Genomic DNA, 18915 nt, shown 5'->3' on the forward strand with positions numbered 1-18915 from the left:
TCCGTTTGCGGCAAGATAGTTCACTCGTTTCCACCTACTATAGTAAAAATCGATAACCGACACCCCACACCGTCTCGATGTATTGCGGCTTAGCCGGATCGCTTTCTATTTTTTCCCGCAGCTTGCTGATATGCACCGTCACCGTCGCGATATCCCCGTACGAGTCGAGACCCCAAATCTTTTCAAATAGCTCTGTTTTGCTAAATACCCAGTTGGGGTGAGTTACCAAAAAGAGCAGGAGGTCGTATTCCTTGGAAGTGAACGCTACATCGGTTCCATTGATGTAAACTCTCCTCGCCAGCTTGTCGATGCGAATCCCCCGAAGCCTGATCTCCTCTTTTGCCGTACGCGGTTTGGAATCGGAGACGAGACGGTCGTAACGGGCCAGATGGGCTTTGACCCTCGCTACCAGTTCTCCTAAGCTAAAAGGCTTGCTGATATGATCGTCGGCTCCCAGACCCAGACCACGGATCTTGTCGATGTCTTCCTTTTTCGCGGAGACGAGCAGGATCGGAATATTTTTGGCTTTCCGGACTTGCTTGCAGATTTCGAAGCCATCCACGATTGGGAGCATCAGGTCTAGAATCAGGAGGTCATACTCCTCTTGCAGTGCCTTTTGCAAGCCCGTATCGCCGGAAGTAGCGACATCGACCGAGTAGCCGTTTGCCTCCAAATAATCCTTTTGCACCTCTGCGATCACCGTGTCATCTTCAATGATTAAAATGTGTTTCATTCCGTGTCACCCCCGACTCTCTTCAAATCTGGCAAGGTAAAACAAATGCGGGTCCCGCGTCCGCTCTCACTCTTTGCCCATACACGACCACCGTGCCCCTCCACAATTTGTTTGACGATGGCGAGTCCAAGCCCACTGCCTCCCATGGCCGAATTACGCGAAGGGTCAGCCCGATAAAAGCGGTCAAAAATATGGGGCATTGCTTCTTTTTCAATCCCTGTCCCATTGTCGGAGATCGCCACGATCACTTCACCGTCGGCTTTCTCCACTTCCAATCGGATCAGCTTCTCATCCTTGTTCAAGTACTTCAGGCTATTGTCCACGATGTTCATGAGCACGCGATGGAGTTTTTCCTGATCAGCCATGACTGGAATCGGACTTTCATGATGCTCTTCATAGCGAATAGGAATGCCGTGCATCCGAGGGTCTAGCCGCAGCTCCTCGGCAAACTGAGCCATGTAAGCTCGCATATCGACTTCTTCAAAGTGAAAAGGCAGCTTGTTCAAATCCAGTCTCGAGAATAAAAACAGCTCATCGATCAGACGGTCCATCTGCTCTGATTTGATGGCAATCATCTTCATATATTTTTCCCGCTTCGCTTCCGTGTCCGCAATCCCTTCCTGCACCGCTTCCACACATGCTTTGATTCCTGTTATAGGTGTTTTTAGATCATGCGAAATACTGGAAATCAGTTGTTTACGATTTTCCTCATACTGAAGCTGCAAATGGATAGAATCATACAATCTGCCACGCATCTCTTCAAATGCTTCTCCCAGCTCTCCCAGCTCATCCTTGCGATGGAGTTGAACAGGGCGCTCCAGATTGCCTTCTTTAATTTCGTTCGCTGCCTGCTTTAAGGCGTACAAAGGTCGAATGATACTGCGTGAAACAAGAAACGTTAGTACACCGTTCGTCAGCGCCACAATCGTTAGAAGACTGAGAATCAATGCGATAAAAAAATAAATGCCTGTCTGCATATATGGGAAAGAATTCGCAAGGAAGTAGAGCTTTCCTTTACTCTGATCAGCAAAAGTAAACTCGTACGTATCAAACGTGTTGGCGTCCTGTTTCAATTGCTTCCAGCTATGCATGCTCCCCTGATCCGGCTGATCCTGCAAATAATCAGGCAAGTCAGCGCTATCAATCGACGGGGAGACAAATAACACATTATCGTCCTTTGTCAGAATCAATGCTCCGCCAACTGTTTGTAGCTGCTCATCCGTCTCTGTTAGCATCTTCTGGTTCGTCAATTGATTGGGAGCGTATTTGGCCATGAATGTGACACCAGCAAACAACTCGTCTCGTTTATTGAGTGTATCACGCAGGAACGGTTTGCCTGCTTCTCGTTCCCCCCAGAAGTAATTCGCCAATCCCGATGCGATCAATCCAAACAAAACAAGGGGGATGATAATCATGGCAATATAGGAAAGCAAAAGTCTTGTTTTGATCGACATGGTTCATCACCCCTTTGCAGTCATGGTTTACTCGACTCGAAATCGGAATGCTTCGTCCAGCCTTTTCTCCATTTGTTCTTCATGTCCTCGCGGGAAACCTTCTCGACTTGCTTGCCAGTAAGATCGATGCGATCAGGTATGGTCGTACCCAGATCGGACAAGCGGATATCCAAAGAAAGCTGGAGCTTGTGCTCTTTCCCGGACGCGTCCGTTCCCGAGAGGTGTACCACAGCAGATTGCTGTTCGATTTGATTTTTTTCGTCGATCTTGGCGTTCAGCAATACTGTGTCCACTTGAAAATCCTCTTGCAAGCGAGGAAGCTTCACAGATAGATGGTTTTCAGAGGAAGACGCTTCTTGACTATGTTCAGCGAGCTTATCGTAGATAATAGGTCCGGCTGCCTGGATAAATGCCGGTATTTGCTCTTCGGAGAGCTGAAGCGACGTACGCTTGCCTCCATCCGGTAGATTCTCAACGGTCGCGTTTTTTCCAAGATCGCCGAATACCGAAGCAAACAGCTTATGCATCATGGCCCCTCGTTTGTTCTCGGCGTCATTTTCTGGTTGGTGTGTTCTATCCATTTTTTCCATGACCCGATAAACGTTACTATCCCCTTTTTTAACCACAACTTGATCCTTTTCCAGAAAAGCTTGCATGCTTTTCTCGCCCAGCATGTCTGTAAAAGTCGCATCCACATTTCCGATGTGCTGGTTATGATCAATCTTTGCGACTCCCTCCAGTGCGAGCAGCTTCACTCCGTTGTCTGTGAGTGCTAGCTGCGCGTGAGCCGTCATGCTCTTCGCTTCCTTCGTTTGATGCAGGGCTGATTCATATACGCCCATCGTCGTGCTATCTGCACTCGCTGATGCCCCGTATCCCCAAATCAATGCTCCTGTGATTCCAACCGACAAGCCGATACCCAACCATTTTTTTCGCATGATGATCCCTCCTATTTTCATCGAAAGCAACTGTCGTCGCTTTCTATACCAGTGATGATAAATTGAGGGTCTAAACACGCTCTAAATCAATTCTAAAAAAAGTATAAAAACATTACCATATGCTATATTGAAAGAAGAAGAGATCAGCATGAACCTGAAGTGGAGGCATTATCGATGAGTATGCAAGAAGGCTATATTGAAGTTCCTGGCGGAAGGGTATGGTACAGTCGTGTCGGCGAAGGGGAGAAAACGCCTCTGATCGTCCTTCACGGAGGACCTGGCAATACGCATGATCCGCTCAAATCAACGCTTCATGTCTTAGGCAACGGCAGACCCGTCATTTTCTACGATCAGCTCGGGTCAGGAAATTCCGATCGCCCGACTGATCTGACTCTTTGGAAAACCGAACGCTTTGTGGAAGAGCTGGCTTGCATCAGGCAAGCCCTTGGCTTAAAAGAGGTTCACATTCTGGGGCATTCGTGGGGCACGATGCTGGCAGCAGCTTATTTGGTGGATACCAAGCCGGAAGGGGTACAGAGCATCATCTTCTCCAGCCCATGCCTGAGTGCAGAGCGTTGGAAACAGGATGCAGATCGTTTAATCGAGCAATTGCCAGTGGATGTACAACAAACCATCGCCACACAAGAAGAGCAGGGCACAACTGATTCACAAGAATACCAGGATGCCATGAAAGAATACTACAAGCGCCATGTGTGCCGCCTTGATCCAATGCCAACAGTCATGACAGAAAGCCGTCCAAAAGCGAACAAAGAAGTGTACATGACGATGTGGGGACCGTCTGAGTTTTGCCCGACAGGGAATCTGAAAACATTCGACTACACACCCAAGCTGCATCAAATCAACATCCCTTCCCTGTTCGTTTGTGGCCGTTATGATGAAGCGACGCCTGAATCGACAGGTTATTATCAGTCTCTGGTACCAAACGCCGAGCTCCATGTCTTTGAAAACAGCTCGCATGTCGGCTATCTGGAAGAGACAGATGAATACGTGCAGGTTATCCGCAGCTTTTTGCAAAAAGCAGATACGAAATAAAAACGCCGCTGTCTCGCTGGCTTAACCTGACATATAAAAAAACGGAAAGACTTCGTATCGCCGAACGATGCGAGTTCGATTCTTAATAAATCGTTTATCTCCATCCCTACCATAGTCATCCCCCTACCAATCCTCTACCCACCTTATTTTACCATAGGTTCTCTTAAGAGAAACAAGCAGGACCGAATCTCGCAAGCAAGTCCTTTTGCAAGATTCGGTCCCTTCTTTTATACTCCTCTTCTTTTCTCTCGTCCGATCAAATACAAGAAATACGGAGCCCCAATGACAGCTGTCACGATTCCCACGGGAACCTCCATCGGCGGCAAAAGCCATCTGCCTAGCCCATCGGCGGCGACCATGAGCGTAGCACCGAGCAGAGCAGCGACCGGGAGAAGAAGTGCGTGCCTCCCACCTACCAATCGACGAGCGATGTGCGGTGAGAGCAGACCCACGAACCCGATGGAACCGACAACCGCCACACATGCTCCTGCAAGTGCGACAGAGGTTACCAAAAGGACAACACGCAGTCTCGTCACATCCTCGCCCAAGCCTTCTGCTACATCATCTCCGAGAGACAATACGTCGAGCCGGTACGCCAATAAGAATGCAATCGGTAGAAAGACGAGTATCCACGGAAGCACCGCCCATACGTGTTCCCATCCCCGCCCCCACAAGCTGCCTGCCATCCAGAGCAGTGCCGCATTGACATCCCCCGGATTTTTGACCATCAGGTATTGGATGCCCGCCTGACAAATGACCCCGATGGCGATCCCTACCAGTGCTAGAGTAGCGGGCTGGACGCGTTTTCGCGCGGTATATACATACAAAATAGCAGCGACAACTGCCGCACCTCCAAATGCCGCCAACGGCAGCAAATAAGCCGGGGATTTGGGAAAAAGAAAAATGACGATGGCAGATGCGAGTCCCGCACCTTTGGTGATACCGATTACGTCAGGAGAGGCCAGAGGATTGCGAATCATTCCTTGTAAAATAGCCCCGGATACCGCCAATCCCGCTCCAGCCAGCATGCCGAGGACAACACGCGGCAAACGATACTCTCCAATAATAAAGCGATGATTTTTCGGCCCCGTCCCGAAAAGCGACTCGACTACCTCCCGCGGCGATATGGACACCGCCCCAGTTCCGATGCTGATAACAGCGGTGACGATGAGCAATAGAAGTAAGGCAGGTGCAATACTTTGTCTGCGTGTCATGAGGCTCTCCTCTCCTTACCCACTAAATAGAGGAAAAAGGGAGCGCCCAGAAAAGCGGTCACGATGCCTACTGGCGACTCATATGGATACGCGATGAACCTGGCAAGAATGTCCGCATAGACCAGCAGCAATGCGCCGAGCAGCGCTGTAATCGGTAGGTATAGCTGACTCTCTCTTCCTAGCAAAAGTCGGGTCAAATGTGGCACCATCAATCCGATAAAGCCGATCGGACCAGCAACGGCAACAGCCGAGCCTGCGAGTACGATGACAATGATTCCACAGATCGTCCGTACCCGAAATACATGTTGTCCAAGATTTTTGGCCACATCCTCACCCATACGCATAATCCCGATGGAGCGAGCCATAAAAAAGGCAACCACGAGCCCAGCGATCGACCAAGGGAGCACACGGTTCACATCCGTCCAATCTGCCCCATCCAATGACCCCGCAAGCCAAAACAGGACTTGATCGGTAGAGTGCTGATGAAACAAGATGAATGCCTCTGTAATCGAAGCGAGAAACAGATGGACAGCAGTACCAGCCAAAGCCAGCTTAACAGGAGTCATCCCCCCAGCCGCACCGAGATAGTACACCGCAAATCCACCTATAACAGCCCCGCCAAAAGCGAGTGGCGCTAAAAATGGCACCGGGAGATTTGGCAAGAGTACCAAGGCAGCTACGACCGCCATCGATGCACCTGCATTAACCCCAAACGTCTGCGGCGAAGCAAGTGGATTTCCTGTCATTGCTTGCATAATCGCACCAGCCACACCGAGACCCGCCCCAATGATTACCGCCAATAGTGCTCTTGGAAGCCTGAGCGTCGTCACAATCAAATGCTCCTGCGATGTAGAGGGGGCAAAAAGGGATTTTACGCCACTCACCAACCCCATGTCTGTCCAACCAACCGAGATACTGACGACTAAACCAAAAACGAGCAGGAGCATTCCTGCCGCAAAAACGATGCCCGCCTTTGAAGCTCCCTCCATAGGTACAACCTCCTCCCGCAAAAACGACGGGATCGATGTCAGCTACGACACCCATCCCGAAAAGCTTCCTATTTTATTTGCCAGAAAGAAGCGTTACGGCTTCCTCCGAACTTAACTCCGATCCGATCAAACCTCGCGACAGTGCCCATTTATTACGTGCTACTTCAAACACCTTGCCATTTTTTACAGCGTTGATGTTTTGCCAAAGTGGGTTCGTCTTCCATTCATCCACAATCGTCTTGTCACCTGTTTTCATCAAAAACAATACGTCTGGATTGAGGGCAACCAGCTGTTCCAGATTAGTTTTTGGATACGCCTCTTCACTTTTTGCCGCATCCTCCAACCCGAGGTATTCCATCAAAGAACCAGCATAGGAAGCATTGGAGTGAGCGAAGAATCCGGTCGGGTTCACTACTGCCGGCAGAACCTTCAACTTAGCATCGGTTTTTGGCAGCTTCGCTTTGATGGCATCCATTTTCGATTGATGCTCGTCCAAGCGTTTTTTGCCTTCTTCTTTCATGCCCACTGCATCAGCGATTACGGCGTAATTGGCTAGCATATGCTCGTAGTTCGCCTGGTGGTCATTCAGTACAATGGTCGGTGCAATTTGCTTCAATTTGTCGTATACAGCCTTGTGCTTGTTCAGATCTGCAATGATGAGATCAGGAGCAAGGGAGCTGATCAGCTCCATGTTTGGTTCATAACGAGAACCGAGCGATGTATAAGTGCCTACTTTTTCTTTTACCGCTGGAATGATCAGATTCGCATCACTGTCATCGGAGATTCCGACAGGAGCTACACCCAATGTAGCCAAAGCATCTGCAAAGGAAAAGTCCATCACGACAATACGCGCAGGCTTGCCAACGATTTCCGTTTCCCCCAGCTCATGCTTGATCACTCGCTTTTCACTTGAAGCTGCTGGTGTAGACTCTGTATGGGTCGCAGCTGCTGGAGCTGTTCCCTGTGCATTTTGTGTCGCTGTACCGCAACCACTCAAAAAGACAGATACCATAAAAATAAGAAGAAAGCCGGGTAACAACAGTCTTGCTCTCATGATGAGAAAACCTCCTACCAAAATAAAACTCTATCGAAATTGAAAATCATTTTCAATAGAGATTATATCGATAGCCACTGCACCATACCATGAAGAATTTTGCTCGATTTCATGAATTATCTTGTCTCATATGCGTCTTCACGTATTCCGATGGGGATAAGCCAACCACTTTTTTAAACATCTTGCTGAAATAAAACTCATCGTTATACCCTACGCTTTGAGCCACCTCACGCAATCGACTCCCCGACAATCGGAGCAGCACCTTTGCCCGATTGATTCGAAGGCTTGTCATGTAATCGGAAAAGCTCACACCCTTTAGTGTTTTGAACATACGTGAATAATAGCTGGGACTGACATTCGCCTTTCCTGCCAACATCTCCAGCGTGAGATTGAGCATATAGTGCTGGTCGACATACAGAATCGTTTCCTCGATGCTAGCCATCGTATTTTCGCTGCTCTCAATCGAAGAAATATCTTTCACCAGGATGTACAGAATGCGCTCGAATAACAGCCTCTGCCGAAATTGCTCTCTCTCCTCATTAGACGCATAGCTTTGATGAAGTTCCTCCATTAAATGCAAGACCTGCGAATGGCTGCGTACACGGAAAGTCCCTTCCAGAGGAAAATTTTCTTTGCCCGGAACAAATACTCTCTCTTTCCCTGTCTCGTTTTGTTCGATCCAATAGGAGAACGCAATGAAAAAGACCTCCAGCTCTTTGTCTTGTTCCGTCCGCAAAGAAACGCTCGTCTTCGGCTTGATAAAAAATACATCCCCTGCCTCAACTAACTGTCTCTTCCCGTTCTCTTCCATTGTTCCTTTTATATTTTTGACAAACCCGATTCGATGAGAATGAGCAGGTGAAAGGATCAGTGGTTCATTGTGACGGCAAATTTCAAGACTGACCGTGTCGAGGGAGTAGATCATCTGTTTTAACTGTCGATACGTTTCATTTGCAATCAACGGTGCTTCCCCCTCTCATATTCCTTCTATTATAGCTTGTATACGCTATCTAACGCATTATTTGAGGGGATTTGAGGGCCATGGTAAATGAAAGAAGCTGCCCGAAGTAGATCCTCGACGGAACCACTTCGAACAGCCTGTTATTTCAATCCGATATGCTTGTCATACACATCGTATACGGAACGAGAAATGATCGCAGCCGATCTTCCCCCATAACCACCCTCGGGAACGATTACAGCTACTGCCAGGACAGGATCGTCGACTGGGGCATACGAAATGCTGACACCATTCGTAATGCGGCCATGCATTTTCCACCTTGTCTTTTTCTGTCCTGTTTTCTCATCTGTCACCGTCACCGGTACATAAATATCTTGCTCAGATGTTCCTGTCTTTGCAGCTACCTGAAACGGCATGCCCTCATACGCGCGGACTGCTGTTCCCCCTGGTTTCGTCACCATCACCATGCCTTGCTCCAGAATGTCCCAATATTTATCAGGGTGAGGGAAGGTGCTCATGGTTTTGGGCGTGTACGTTTTTACCAATTTTCCTTCTGCGTCTGTGATCTTATCTACCATCTGCGGCTGCAAACGTACACCTTTATTCGCAAGCGTCGCTGCATATTGTGCCAATTGCATCGTCGTTGCACGAACTTGCTGCCCGAAGGAAGCTTGCACCATCGCTGCTAATGGTCCGTAGTTTTCATCCATCACCAAATAGTCTTCTTTGCCTTTGTTTTCATTCGGCAAATCCACGCCAGTCTGAACCCCTAATCCGAATGCGTGATAGTACGATTGCAGCACGGACGCTGACTCTTTTCCTTTTCGACGGGACAATTCCTCCCCGATTCTCGCCATGTACGTATTCGATGACTTTTGCAGGGAAATCGCAGGGGAAATCGTGCCATGCGCTTTGGAATTGTCGTTCTTAATCCGGTCTGTTCCACGTCCATAGTGATACACCCCTCCATCATTCCATCGATCGGCGGGAGTGATGATGCCTTCCTGCAAACCAAGCAATACCGTAATCGGCTTGAGGACAGACCCTGACGGCACAATTGAACCCGGATGCTTGTAGCCCTCCTGAATGGCCGCCTCGCCCGTTAATGGCCGCGTATCGTATGGCGCTTCTCGAATCGTCCCATTCGTCACCGCCAGCTTGATCTCGTCATACGTTTTTTGATCCGGTCCCTCAATCCACACGTTTGGATCGTATTCCGGATAACTGACCATCGCGACGACCTTGCCTGTCTTGACCTCGACTGCCACGACGTACGCTCCCTTTGCAGCCCTCGCCTCAGGGATGGTTGCACGCATCTTCGGAAGAAACGCTCGGATGGAATCCCGGATATCCAGCTGTACCCGCTGATCAATGGTGAGATACACATGATTGCCCGGAACGGATGGAACTTCCTCCGCTTGCTTCACAACCGTCTGATCTGCTGCTACCTCATACATCCGGTAACCGTTGCTCCCGCGAAGCTCTTTTTCGTAAGATAGCTCAATTCCATCGAGCCCGACTAACTGGTTCGGCAAATACCGCGTGCTCTCATCCTTGTAGGAGGCGAGCTTCACATTTTCAGCAATATGAAAAGGCCGGACATACCCGACCGCCTGTACGGCGATTTGCTTGGGATCGTATTTCCTGATCGGTTTTGTCACTACTTCAATCCCCGGCAAATCACCGCGATGCTCACCCAGCACTGCGATTTCTTTTTCCGTCAAATCCACCTTCAGCTCTTTTTCCAAATAGCGCGGCAATTGTCGTGCCGCTTCCACATAATTGCCTTTCTCGAAGGCATATCCGACATCCATCTTTTTTAACAGCGTGGCCTTGTCGAGGCTCAATATTTTCTCCAGCTTTTCCACCAATTCAAAGTACGCTTTCTTCTCCATGATCTCTTGTTCACGGAAGACAGCGAGATGGGAAGGCCGACTTTCGGCAATGACATACCCGTTGCGGTCATAAATGTTTCCTCGCATAGCGGGAATGTAATCCTTTTTATACGATCTGTCTGCCAGCTCATTTGCATAATCGCTCCCTTGCTGGATTTGGATTTGCGCCAATCTCAAAATGATGACCACAAACATCAGAAATACGACGATATAGACGATTTGCAACCGTTTCACACGATCATTTTTTTCTTCCTTCATCCTTGCTCTCCTACTCTTTCAGTACCTTCGTGAAAATCCGTTTGATACGTGCATCGAGTACATGACTGCCACCCCGACCACGGACATCTTCGATCATCATGGTAACCAGCAAACGCGGATCATCTACATTAAAAACGGCGTACCATCCGTTTTCCACTCCGAGCTCGCCTTTTTTCTGTTTCAGCTCAGCTGTTCCAGTCTTGCCCGCCATGCGAATACCAGGCACGCGTGCTCCTCGTCCGGTGCCGCGCGGGTCTTCCATGACCTTTAGCAAATGCTGCTTCACCGTGCTCGCCACATCGACAGGTATGACATTCGTCTTCCAATACCCGCCTTTTTTGTCTTCCTGCAATAGTGATGGATAGACAATATTCCCGTCATTGGCAAAAGCGCTGTACACCAACGCGAGGTGAAGCGGCGTCATCGTTACCTCGCCCTGACCGTATCCGGAGTCTGCCAATTGAATCTCGTTTTTGAAACCGTCGTTATACAGCTTCGATTTGTCCAGTGGATATGGAATCGGGAGAGCTTCATGGAATCCAAACAACTCGCTCTTTTTCACGAATTGCTCCTCCCCCATGGAAAGTGCCGCTTTCGCAAAATAAATATTGTCGGAGTACACCAATGCTTTTTCCAAATTGACAGGTCCCCCGTAATCGCTGACCCGCGTTACCTCGTATCCACCCCAGGACGCATCCTTTTGCCAATGCAGTCCGCGGACGTGGATACTATCCACAGGGGTAATGGCTCCTGACGCAAGGCCAATCGCTGCCGTAATCGGCTTGAAGGTCGAGCCCGGCGCAAACCCGCGCGCGAATCGATTGAGAAGCGGCTTTTGCGGGTTTTCATTCATTTGCTTCCACTCTGTAGCCGACATCCCAAGCACAAACGCGTTCGGATCAAAGGACGGAGAATTGACGAGGGCCAGTATTTCCCCGGTCTTTGGTGAGATCGCCGCTGCCGTGCCTGCTTCGTTTTTCAGCTCCTGGTAAATCGTCTGCTGTACTTCAGCATCTATGGTTAATGCCAGTGGCTGTCCATGCCTGGCGAAGCGTTCCGCCACGGTCTTTTTTTCTGTTCCATCTGCATCCGTAATGACGATACGCCCACCTACACTCCCTCTTAGCTGCTCCTCAAAAATCTGTTCCAGTCCTGATTTGCCAATCACATCAGACGTTTTATAGCCCTGATCCTTTCGTTTCTCATACTCTTCCTGATTAATCGCTCCTACATAGCCAACCAGATGGGCCGTCGCGTCCTGATAGGGATAGTAGCGGACTTTCTTTTTGTGCAGTTTGAGCCCTTCAGTTTTTTCTAATTGTTTGATTCGTGCATCGTCCTGCGGCAGCGTGGAGATCCGGATAAACTTGGCCGACTTGCTTGTCGTAGCTTGGACCTTGGAGGTGAGGTCATCCAACGGAATTTGCAAAAGCTTGCTGACCTCCATTTTCCCGGTCTGTGAAGCCTGGCTCCATTCTCCCGGATTTATCCCGATATCTACCACGACACGCTCTGTTGCCAATGGACGCCCTGCCCGATCCGTGATTTCACCTCGTCTGGGATACACCGTATTGGCTCTTACTTTGTCCCCTTCTTTCATTTCTGGAAAAATAAAAGAAGGATTCCAATGAATGTACCAGTCCTCCAAGTCATTCTGCGTTTCTTTGACAAGTATCGCTTTCCCCGTAAAGGAAATCGGTTCAATGAAAGTTTCCATCGTCAGCCGGTAATGAAAATTGATCTGCCCATCCTCACCTGGCATGACGTCGCCATTGTACATCGGCTCGACCGCAATCGCTTTGGCCTCGATTCCGCCGTAAATGTTTTGGTAACGCGAAACGAATTCTTCTTTGCTGATGGTCTTTTTTGTATGTAAAGAAAGCTGCTCGTACATGTCAGAGAATTTCTGTTCTCCCCACTTTGTCGTATACGCGGTGAATGCTGCCTTTGCCCTCTCGCCATCCGACTGCGTGTTGTCCTTCCAAAAGTCCCAGAAAAGATAGAAAAACCCTAAAAGAACAACGACAAAAACCGTCCAAAATACTATCCATGTCTTTTTCACTAGTCATTCACCTTCCCTACCACACGATATTACAGTCGGATACCATAATATATGGAAAAAAGATGATGACAAGATGAGACTATTCTCATAGGACGATGATAAGTGTCAGATAGTTACATCAAATGCAAAAAACACAGGAAATTCATCCTGTGTCTGTCGTACTGCCTACTACTCTTCCCACATGTAACCGAAGCGCGGGATCGTGGTGACGTTCTCTCCATATCTGCCCAGCCGCTTACGCAAGCGATAAACGAGAGCGTTGATCTCGGCTCGTCCAACATCCGGGACGCTGCTCTCCGTATTCAGCAACCGTTCCGGCCAGACGAGTACCATGATTTCATCATAGCTGACCGCCTGATTCGAACGTTGGTACAGAAGCATGAGCAAGTCCATATCTTTTCCGGTCAAATGGATTCTCGCGCCATCGAGACGTATTTCTCTGCGTTCCAGATTGATGACCAAGCCGGACGTGGAGGAAGTTTCTTTTGGAATTGTTAAAGGGAATGAGAACTCCCGCGTCACATCCATCTCGCTACCCTCTGCGAAAAAGATCATCTCTACCACGCCTTTAGCCAGCGTAATATGATCACCGTGATAAAGAAAATGTGGTGCTTGCTGTATCGGCATTCCGTTCACTTCTGTCCCGTGCTTGCTTTGCAAATCAGAAATCGTATATTGGTTATTGATTTTCCGTATTACTGCATGCCTTCTGGAAATATACGGACTGGAAAAAGCAATGTCTGGTTGTAATTGATTGCCCCGTCTCCCAATCGTACACTCTTCCTTATGTAGAAACTGACGCTTCTGAAGCTGCTCGGGGTCTCCTTTTTTAATCAATACATATATGCCGTCGTCCAACATTCATCACCTCGAAAAGAGTTGGAGCTATCAGTATTTATTACATAATAAATTGCGCATAAGTCAACACTTTTTTGAACATATATTAATAGCAAAAAAGCCGCCAATTGTCCAGCCAACGAAAGTGACCGGTCGATTGACAGCTCTATATCATCGCTATCCACGAACGAATAGCGCTCGATTTTCTATGTTGATCGTCTTAGGAGCAGCGCTTGAGAGCAGCGAATTTTTTCGGTTCAATCGCCAGTAGATGACAATCGCCATTCGGGATAAACAGCTTGTAGGAAACTCCCTTTGGCACAACGATAAACTCTCCGGCTTCCACCCATATATTACGCTCGTGGTACATCAGCAGCAGTCTGCCTTTGACGACAAACAGCAGTTCATCTTTCTGGTCATTTTGTTGCCAAGGATACTCACCTTGCAGCTTCTCTAGCGTAATAGATGTATCATTCATCTCTCCGACAACCAGAGAGCCCCAGGAATCTTGCAAGAGTGATAAATGTTGTGCGACGTTCACCTTTTCCATGATGATCCTCTCCCCTTTGCACTCTACGATAATATAGTTTGTAGGAGAGAGACATAGTAGCGAAATGATAAATCATCTCATAAGACGATGATAAGATGCTGAAATTTCTGAAATAGGAAACAAAAATAGGCAGTTCCCCTGAAGGCCTGCCCGTTAAATAGACTGCTTGACTTTATTATCTTACTACTCTGTCGTGCCAAACCGTTTGGCGTTTCTCGCGCGAGCACGCTCGATTTCGACTTCTCGATTGCGTGGCTCTGCATTCGTCACCAGCGAATCCATGAGATTTTTCGCAACAACGGAGACTTCTTGGACCGCGCGGTGAAAAGCCTCTTCATTGGCCTTCGAAGGCGTGTTGAAGCCCGAGAGCTTTCGCACGAATTGCAGGGCTGCTGCTTGAATCTCATCTTCTGTCGCGGGTGGGTCGAAGTTGAACAAGGTTTTGATGTTTCGGCACATCGCTTACACCTTCTGTTCCTTTTTTTGTATCATTTTACTATACGCGATCAATGAATCGCTAGATGAGAGGAAACGGAGTGAAGCGCAATGATGGTTAAACGGTCACTAACCTACGCCCTCCTGATCATGTCCCTTCCTGTTATTGTAGGAGGATGCCCTCATTTCGTTACGGGATGAATCGATATTTCACCAGAGTCTATGATGTCAAAAACAAGAAAGTGTATGGGTGACGGTGAAGCCCATGCCTGATAAATTTGTGCCTGTTGTAGAAGAGTTACCTTTTCATCCAAATGAACCTTCGTACTGATTTTTTATGTACCCTCTATGTTGCTACTTCCCTTTCGGCGCGATCGCTATTATGCCCATTCCATCCGCACTCGCATACAATACCCCGTCAGGACCTGTCCATAAGTGCGCGTAAACGGACATCCTATCATTGCGTAATACGGTAAAGCGTTCCTTGCCATTTGGGTCTAGCGAAAAAATACTTCCGCCCGTATCGGCAAAGAAAACATTCCCTTGACGATCTGAAATGGGCTGAAATCCCAATGTTCCCGTTTGTTCCTTAGGTCGATTGTAGCTCCATATCTTCTTACCCGTGTGATCTATTTTCCAGATCGTGTATTCATTATATTCTCGATAAAAATTTCCAGCGCCATCATGTGGAATTCCCACTTTATTGAGCGTATTGGCATCCACTGGTGCTTCTGCACGGTCTTTACCATCGGAAGCATGAAGAAATGTCAGCCCTTTTTCTCCCAAGGTATACACCATGCCATCGTCTGAAACATATCTCGTCCCCGGCTGGACGTTTTCCCGCTGCCACTTAATTCTCCCATTCTGATCGAGAGCTGCTAGCTTGTTGTGATACCGTTCAACCAGCAAGGTTTGAATCGATTCAATCCAAGTCATTTGCCTTACATCATCGGATAGATACGGCTCGTACTCATAAGTGACCACTTGATCGTTTGCCCAAACCAGTTTCGCTTCCTGATCGACTGCCGTTACCTCTTCATCTGTCAGCATGAACATGATCCCTTCCGCTGACACATCAAATTCCGTGTAGTAGCTATACATATGCGGGAGCTCCATCGACCAGCGTCCCTTACCATCCTTGTCTACGGCATAAATCCAAGCAGGCGTGCCGTATTCAAATTCAGAGCTGTTATGGTCCAGAATGTACAACACCCCGTCTTTGCCTAGCTTAAGGGAATTCGACCAATCTAGTCCGAGATCACTTTGCCAAATAACCTTTCCATTCGGATTCAACGCATGGAGCACACCATTTCCCGAAAGTAAATACATCGTACCCGTATCCTCATCGACGACCTCTGAGAAGTACTCTTGTCCCCCATCATAGCGCCATGCGATCTCGAATTGATCGGCTCCTCGCATCTTCAGGTTCTTCTTTACCCCATCTTCCAAAACCGTAATCGGCGTAATTTGTTCACTGCTCATGCTCTGCGCAGCTGTCCCTATGGGAAATGCGAGACTAACACCCAGTGCCAAAGCGACAATCGTATGATGTATTTTCATAATAGCCCCCTTCCTTCCTATTTCGGCTACTTACTTCCTTTTTGTTACAGAAAACGGATACCCCTTATGCGCAAAGGTATCCGTTCCAGATCGTAAAACTAGCAAAATCTCCCCCGTTTCACTTCGGAAGGATTGAGTCCATACTGCTTGCGAAACGCCTCGGAGAAATGACTGAAATTGGAGAATCCCACGATGAGTGCAACCTCACTGACATTCAGATTGCCCTCCCGCAGTAATCCAAGCGCTTTTTCCAAACGCCTTTCCCGCAAATAGGCAAATACACTCGTCCCAAACTCTTCTTTGAAGCCAATCTTTAGCTTGTATTCATTGAGCTGCGCCATACGCGCCAGTTCGATCAGAGAAGGCGGGGACTCCATATTTTCGAGTAAAATGTCACGGGCGTTGTGAATCTTTTCCCGATCACTCCGAGATAACTGTGACCTCGGTCGATTCTCTTCCCGCTCGAACAAAAACGTATCCAGCGCCGACGACACAATCTCCAGAATCTTGCCTTCTGTATGCAATCTCCGCAGCTTCAGATGGGAGGATGAAAAATCGTTCAACTGCTGGAGCATCCGAGCCATATTCGGTTGCAACGGCATCCGAAACAGACGATAGGCTTGATTGCCAAGCAGCCCTTGAAAGGAATACGCTGCTCCCACATCGCTCTCCGCCACCCAATCATTAAATTGCTCCACGGAAATACCGATGCCGACAGATCGATGAGGAACATCCGCCCGGTACATAAAATGCGCATGAAAATCGTTCATCAATTGAAGGGAGCAGCTCCCAGGCAAAAACTCGTGCTGACTTCCCGAAACGACGAACTCTCCGCTCCCCTCCAAACAAAAGCTGAGCTCAACCATGGCTGCCTGCGACTGTAAATCCATCACGCGGTTTTCCTGAAGGGAATAGCTCGATTCGACCAGCTCCAATCCCGGTCGAGGAATCACTCTCCGAAGGTAGCCATCATTATTCGTCAATGTATACCGATTCGCTTCGGACACAATGCGATCACTTTTTGTAGAGGGCAATGCATTGATATAGCTATCGTATATGGAATGTACAGATGCTTGCTCCATGACCTTCTCCCTGCCTAACCATATGTAGGATTATTTTGCAAATGATTCTTATTCTCATAATAGTTACACAGGCGACTATCTGCAACTACAAAAGCTGCCCCTCAGAGCAATGGGCAGCTTCTTTTTACACGGATACTATTTATACTCATAAAAACAAGGATAAGAATAGGCGAGAAATTCAAAGCCTTTTTTCTCCAAAATCGGTCGACTCATCGGACTCGCATCCACCATCAACAGTGGATATCCGAGTTCCTGTGCTGCTTGTACCCGTACTGCTACGAGGGCCGTATAATAGCCTTTATTTCGGAAGTCAGGCAAAGTAGAGCCTCCCCATAGACTGCCAAAGGACGTATCCTTATGCAAATACATCCAAGCTGCACTCACTGCCTGATCGCCACTGTACGCAGCGTACACGAGCAGGTGCTCAGGATCTTCCGCCAAATCCCGTTTTAATCTCGCAGCAAGCTCCGCATTCACACTTCCCCATAGCTGCTCCTTCAACTGCATGATATCATCAATGCCCGCTGAGTCCGTGATTTGCCGTATCTCTTGCGGAATGACAAGGCTTCGCAACTCTTCTGCCTGCGCCACCTCCAACACAAGCAGCGCCTCCTCCTCATCAACTGTAAAACCATGGCCTTTCAGCCTCTCAAGCAAATTAGCCGGTTGGTCATAATCAAACAGCTTCCACTCAAAGGACTGCTGAAGACTTGAGAAATAGGCAAGTTCCTGCTTGATCACTTCCTCTGCATTTTCTTCAGACAGCCTGGAAAACAAGACGACTCCTGAATCATCCGGGGTGGGTGAGACGTGACGAACGAGGTGTTCTGTCTCCTCCCGTCGGAGTGGCGGATAGGTGATTTCCACTCTCATTTCTTTGTCAAAAAGCCGCAATACTTCTGCCTTGTTCATGTTTTCTTCCTCCTCTGTCTACGTCAGGACTAGTGCAAAATGTTCAGCAAAAACGTTAAAGTACCGATACTGATAACCGTCGTCACCAACACGCTGCTGGAAACGAATTGTGGACGCATGTTGAAATGGATCGCATAGATCGCAGTAGTTGCGGCAGAAGGCATGGCTGCCAGAACGACCAACACCTTTTGCAGAAGCGGATCAATCGGGAATAACAGACAGATGAGGTACGCCAAAAGTGGTGACGCCACCAACCGAATGACACTCGCAGCACTGAGTCCCTGCCACTCTAGCGCTTTGGTAGATACATTGGCGAGCTGCATGCCCAAGATGAGCATCACGACCGGAATCGCCGCCTGTGCAACGAGATCAATTGCCTGGTAGTAGCTTTGCGGGATGACGATTTGCAGCTGTTGCAGCAAAATCGCGAGAACCACAGCGTAATTGGACGGCTGCTTGAAGATCGCCTTGACGGCCGTCCCCATCCCATTTCCGCCTCGGGAGGCAAAGTACACGCCGAATACGCCCATCATAATCGAGTGGAAAACCATGATTTGCACCGCATACGTAAAGCCAGCCTCTCCGAAGGCGAACAAAATAATCGGCGTCCCGTAGTTGCCACTGTTCATGAAGGCGGTCGCGAGCATCAGTGCGCTTTCCTGTTGCTTGTCGTATTTGAACAACCGTGCCGTCAACTGCGTGATCACAACGAGAGCAGCTAGCAAAAGCAGCGAAATCACAACGATATAAAATAATTGCAAGTCGAGCTGTGTTTTGTAAAAGGTACGAAAGACGAGCGCCGTCGACAAGATGTAAATCGCCAAAGAAGAGATCGGCTTCAAATCCATTTTGAAAATGCGCTGCAAAATATAGCCGCTAAGAAAAATGAGCAGGACAGGTAGGATGACTTCCACAAATATCATAACTCTTC

17 protein-coding genes are annotated in these 18915 nt (G+C 48.4%); 1 reads left to right on the forward strand and 16 read right to left on the reverse strand.

Annotated features, from left to right (window positions below; all coding sequences use genetic code 11):
* Window positions 1-37: 37 nt before the first annotated feature.
* The 3 genes from ACKKE8_RS25030 to ACKKE8_RS25040 are packed head-to-tail and all read right to left on the reverse strand — an operon-like array spanning window position 38 to window position 3125.
* Window positions 38-733 carry a response regulator transcription factor gene (locus tag ACKKE8_RS25030; RefSeq protein ID WP_409175398.1) on the reverse strand — a complete coding sequence of 232 codons (696 nt, stop codon included), beginning with the start codon at window positions 731-733 and terminating at the stop codon, window positions 38-40.
* Entirely contained in the window at window positions 730-2187 is a 1458-nt protein-coding gene (locus tag ACKKE8_RS25035) for a sensor histidine kinase (RefSeq protein WP_409175399.1), read from the reverse strand. The genes ACKKE8_RS25030 and ACKKE8_RS25035 overlap by 4 nt, the downstream gene beginning before the upstream one ends.
* 20 nt (window positions 2188-2207) lie before the next feature.
* Window positions 2208-3125 carry a hypothetical protein gene (locus ACKKE8_RS25040; RefSeq protein WP_409175400.1) on the reverse strand — a complete coding sequence of 306 codons (918 nt, stop codon included), beginning with the start codon at window positions 3123-3125 and terminating at the stop codon, window positions 2208-2210.
* A gap of 174 nt (window positions 3126-3299) precedes the next feature.
* Here ACKKE8_RS25040 and ACKKE8_RS25045 point away from each other — a divergent pair, with 174 nt between their 5' ends.
* Window positions 3300-4178, forward strand: a complete 879-nt coding sequence (locus ACKKE8_RS25045) for a proline iminopeptidase-family hydrolase (protein ID WP_409175401.1) — start codon at window positions 3300-3302, stop codon at window positions 4176-4178.
* A 227-nt stretch (window positions 4179-4405) separates the two neighbouring features.
* Here the strand turns inward: ACKKE8_RS25045 and ACKKE8_RS25050 are convergent, their stop codons facing one another.
* The 13 genes from ACKKE8_RS25050 to ACKKE8_RS25110 form a co-directional block, all read right to left on the reverse strand.
* Window positions 4406-5392 (reverse strand): FecCD family ABC transporter permease, encoded by a 987-nt coding sequence (locus ACKKE8_RS25050; RefSeq protein ID WP_409175402.1) that lies wholly within the window; start codon window positions 5390-5392, stop codon window positions 4406-4408.
* The gene (locus ACKKE8_RS25055; protein WP_409175403.1) at window positions 5389-6381 is read right to left on the reverse strand and encodes a FecCD family ABC transporter permease; all 993 of its coding nucleotides are present in this window, start codon (window positions 6379-6381) and stop codon (window positions 5389-5391) included. Before ACKKE8_RS25055 ends, ACKKE8_RS25050 begins: the two co-directional genes overlap by 4 nt.
* Before the next feature lie 73 nt (window positions 6382-6454).
* A complete protein-coding gene (locus ACKKE8_RS25060; RefSeq protein ID WP_409175404.1) occupies window positions 6455-7435 on the reverse strand; it encodes a Fe(3+) dicitrate ABC transporter substrate-binding protein in 981 nt (326 codons plus the stop codon).
* A 109-nt stretch (window positions 7436-7544) separates the two neighbouring features.
* Window positions 7545-8396, reverse strand: a complete 852-nt coding sequence (locus ACKKE8_RS25065; RefSeq protein WP_409175405.1) for a helix-turn-helix domain-containing protein — start codon at window positions 8394-8396, stop codon at window positions 7545-7547.
* A 140-nt stretch (window positions 8397-8536) separates the two neighbouring features.
* A complete protein-coding gene (locus ACKKE8_RS25070; RefSeq protein ID WP_409175406.1) occupies window positions 8537-10546 on the reverse strand; it encodes a peptidoglycan D,D-transpeptidase FtsI family protein in 2010 nt (669 codons plus the stop codon).
* A 10-nt stretch (window positions 10547-10556) separates the two neighbouring features.
* A complete protein-coding gene (locus ACKKE8_RS25075; RefSeq protein WP_409175407.1) occupies window positions 10557-12608 on the reverse strand; it encodes a penicillin-binding transpeptidase domain-containing protein in 2052 nt (683 codons plus the stop codon).
* 168 nt (window positions 12609-12776) lie between these two features.
* A complete protein-coding gene (locus tag ACKKE8_RS25080) occupies window positions 12777-13469 on the reverse strand; it encodes an FHA domain-containing protein (RefSeq protein WP_409175408.1) in 693 nt (230 codons plus the stop codon).
* 196 nt (window positions 13470-13665) lie between these two features.
* Window positions 13666-13995: a mannose-6-phosphate isomerase gene (locus tag ACKKE8_RS25085; RefSeq protein WP_409175409.1), complete on the reverse strand. Its 330-nt coding sequence runs from the start codon at window positions 13993-13995 to the stop codon at window positions 13666-13668.
* Window positions 13996-14178: 183 nt separating this feature from the next.
* Window positions 14179-14454 (reverse strand): DUF2277 domain-containing protein, encoded by a 276-nt coding sequence (locus ACKKE8_RS25090; protein ID WP_007718101.1) that lies wholly within the window; start codon window positions 14452-14454, stop codon window positions 14179-14181.
* A gap of 330 nt (window positions 14455-14784) precedes the next feature.
* A complete protein-coding gene (locus ACKKE8_RS25095) occupies window positions 14785-15990 on the reverse strand; it encodes a PQQ-binding-like beta-propeller repeat protein (RefSeq protein WP_409175410.1) in 1206 nt (401 codons plus the stop codon).
* Window positions 15991-16088: 98 nt separating this feature from the next.
* Window positions 16089-17072: a helix-turn-helix transcriptional regulator gene (locus ACKKE8_RS25100; RefSeq protein ID WP_409175411.1), complete on the reverse strand. Its 984-nt coding sequence runs from the start codon at window positions 17070-17072 to the stop codon at window positions 16089-16091.
* Between the two features lie 135 nt (window positions 17073-17207).
* Window positions 17208-17984, reverse strand: a complete 777-nt coding sequence (locus tag ACKKE8_RS25105) for a GNAT family N-acetyltransferase (protein ID WP_409175412.1) — start codon at window positions 17982-17984, stop codon at window positions 17208-17210.
* A 29-nt stretch (window positions 17985-18013) separates the two neighbouring features.
* Window positions 18014-18907, reverse strand: coding sequence for an AEC family transporter (locus tag ACKKE8_RS25110; protein ID WP_409175413.1), 894 nt, complete (start codon window positions 18905-18907; stop codon window positions 18014-18016).
* Window positions 18908-18915 lie beyond the last annotated feature (8 nt).

This window comes from Brevibacillus fortis (assembly GCF_046196545.1).
In the GTDB taxonomy this organism is placed as follows: Bacteria; Bacillota; Bacilli; order Brevibacillales; family Brevibacillaceae; genus Brevibacillus; species Brevibacillus fortis_A.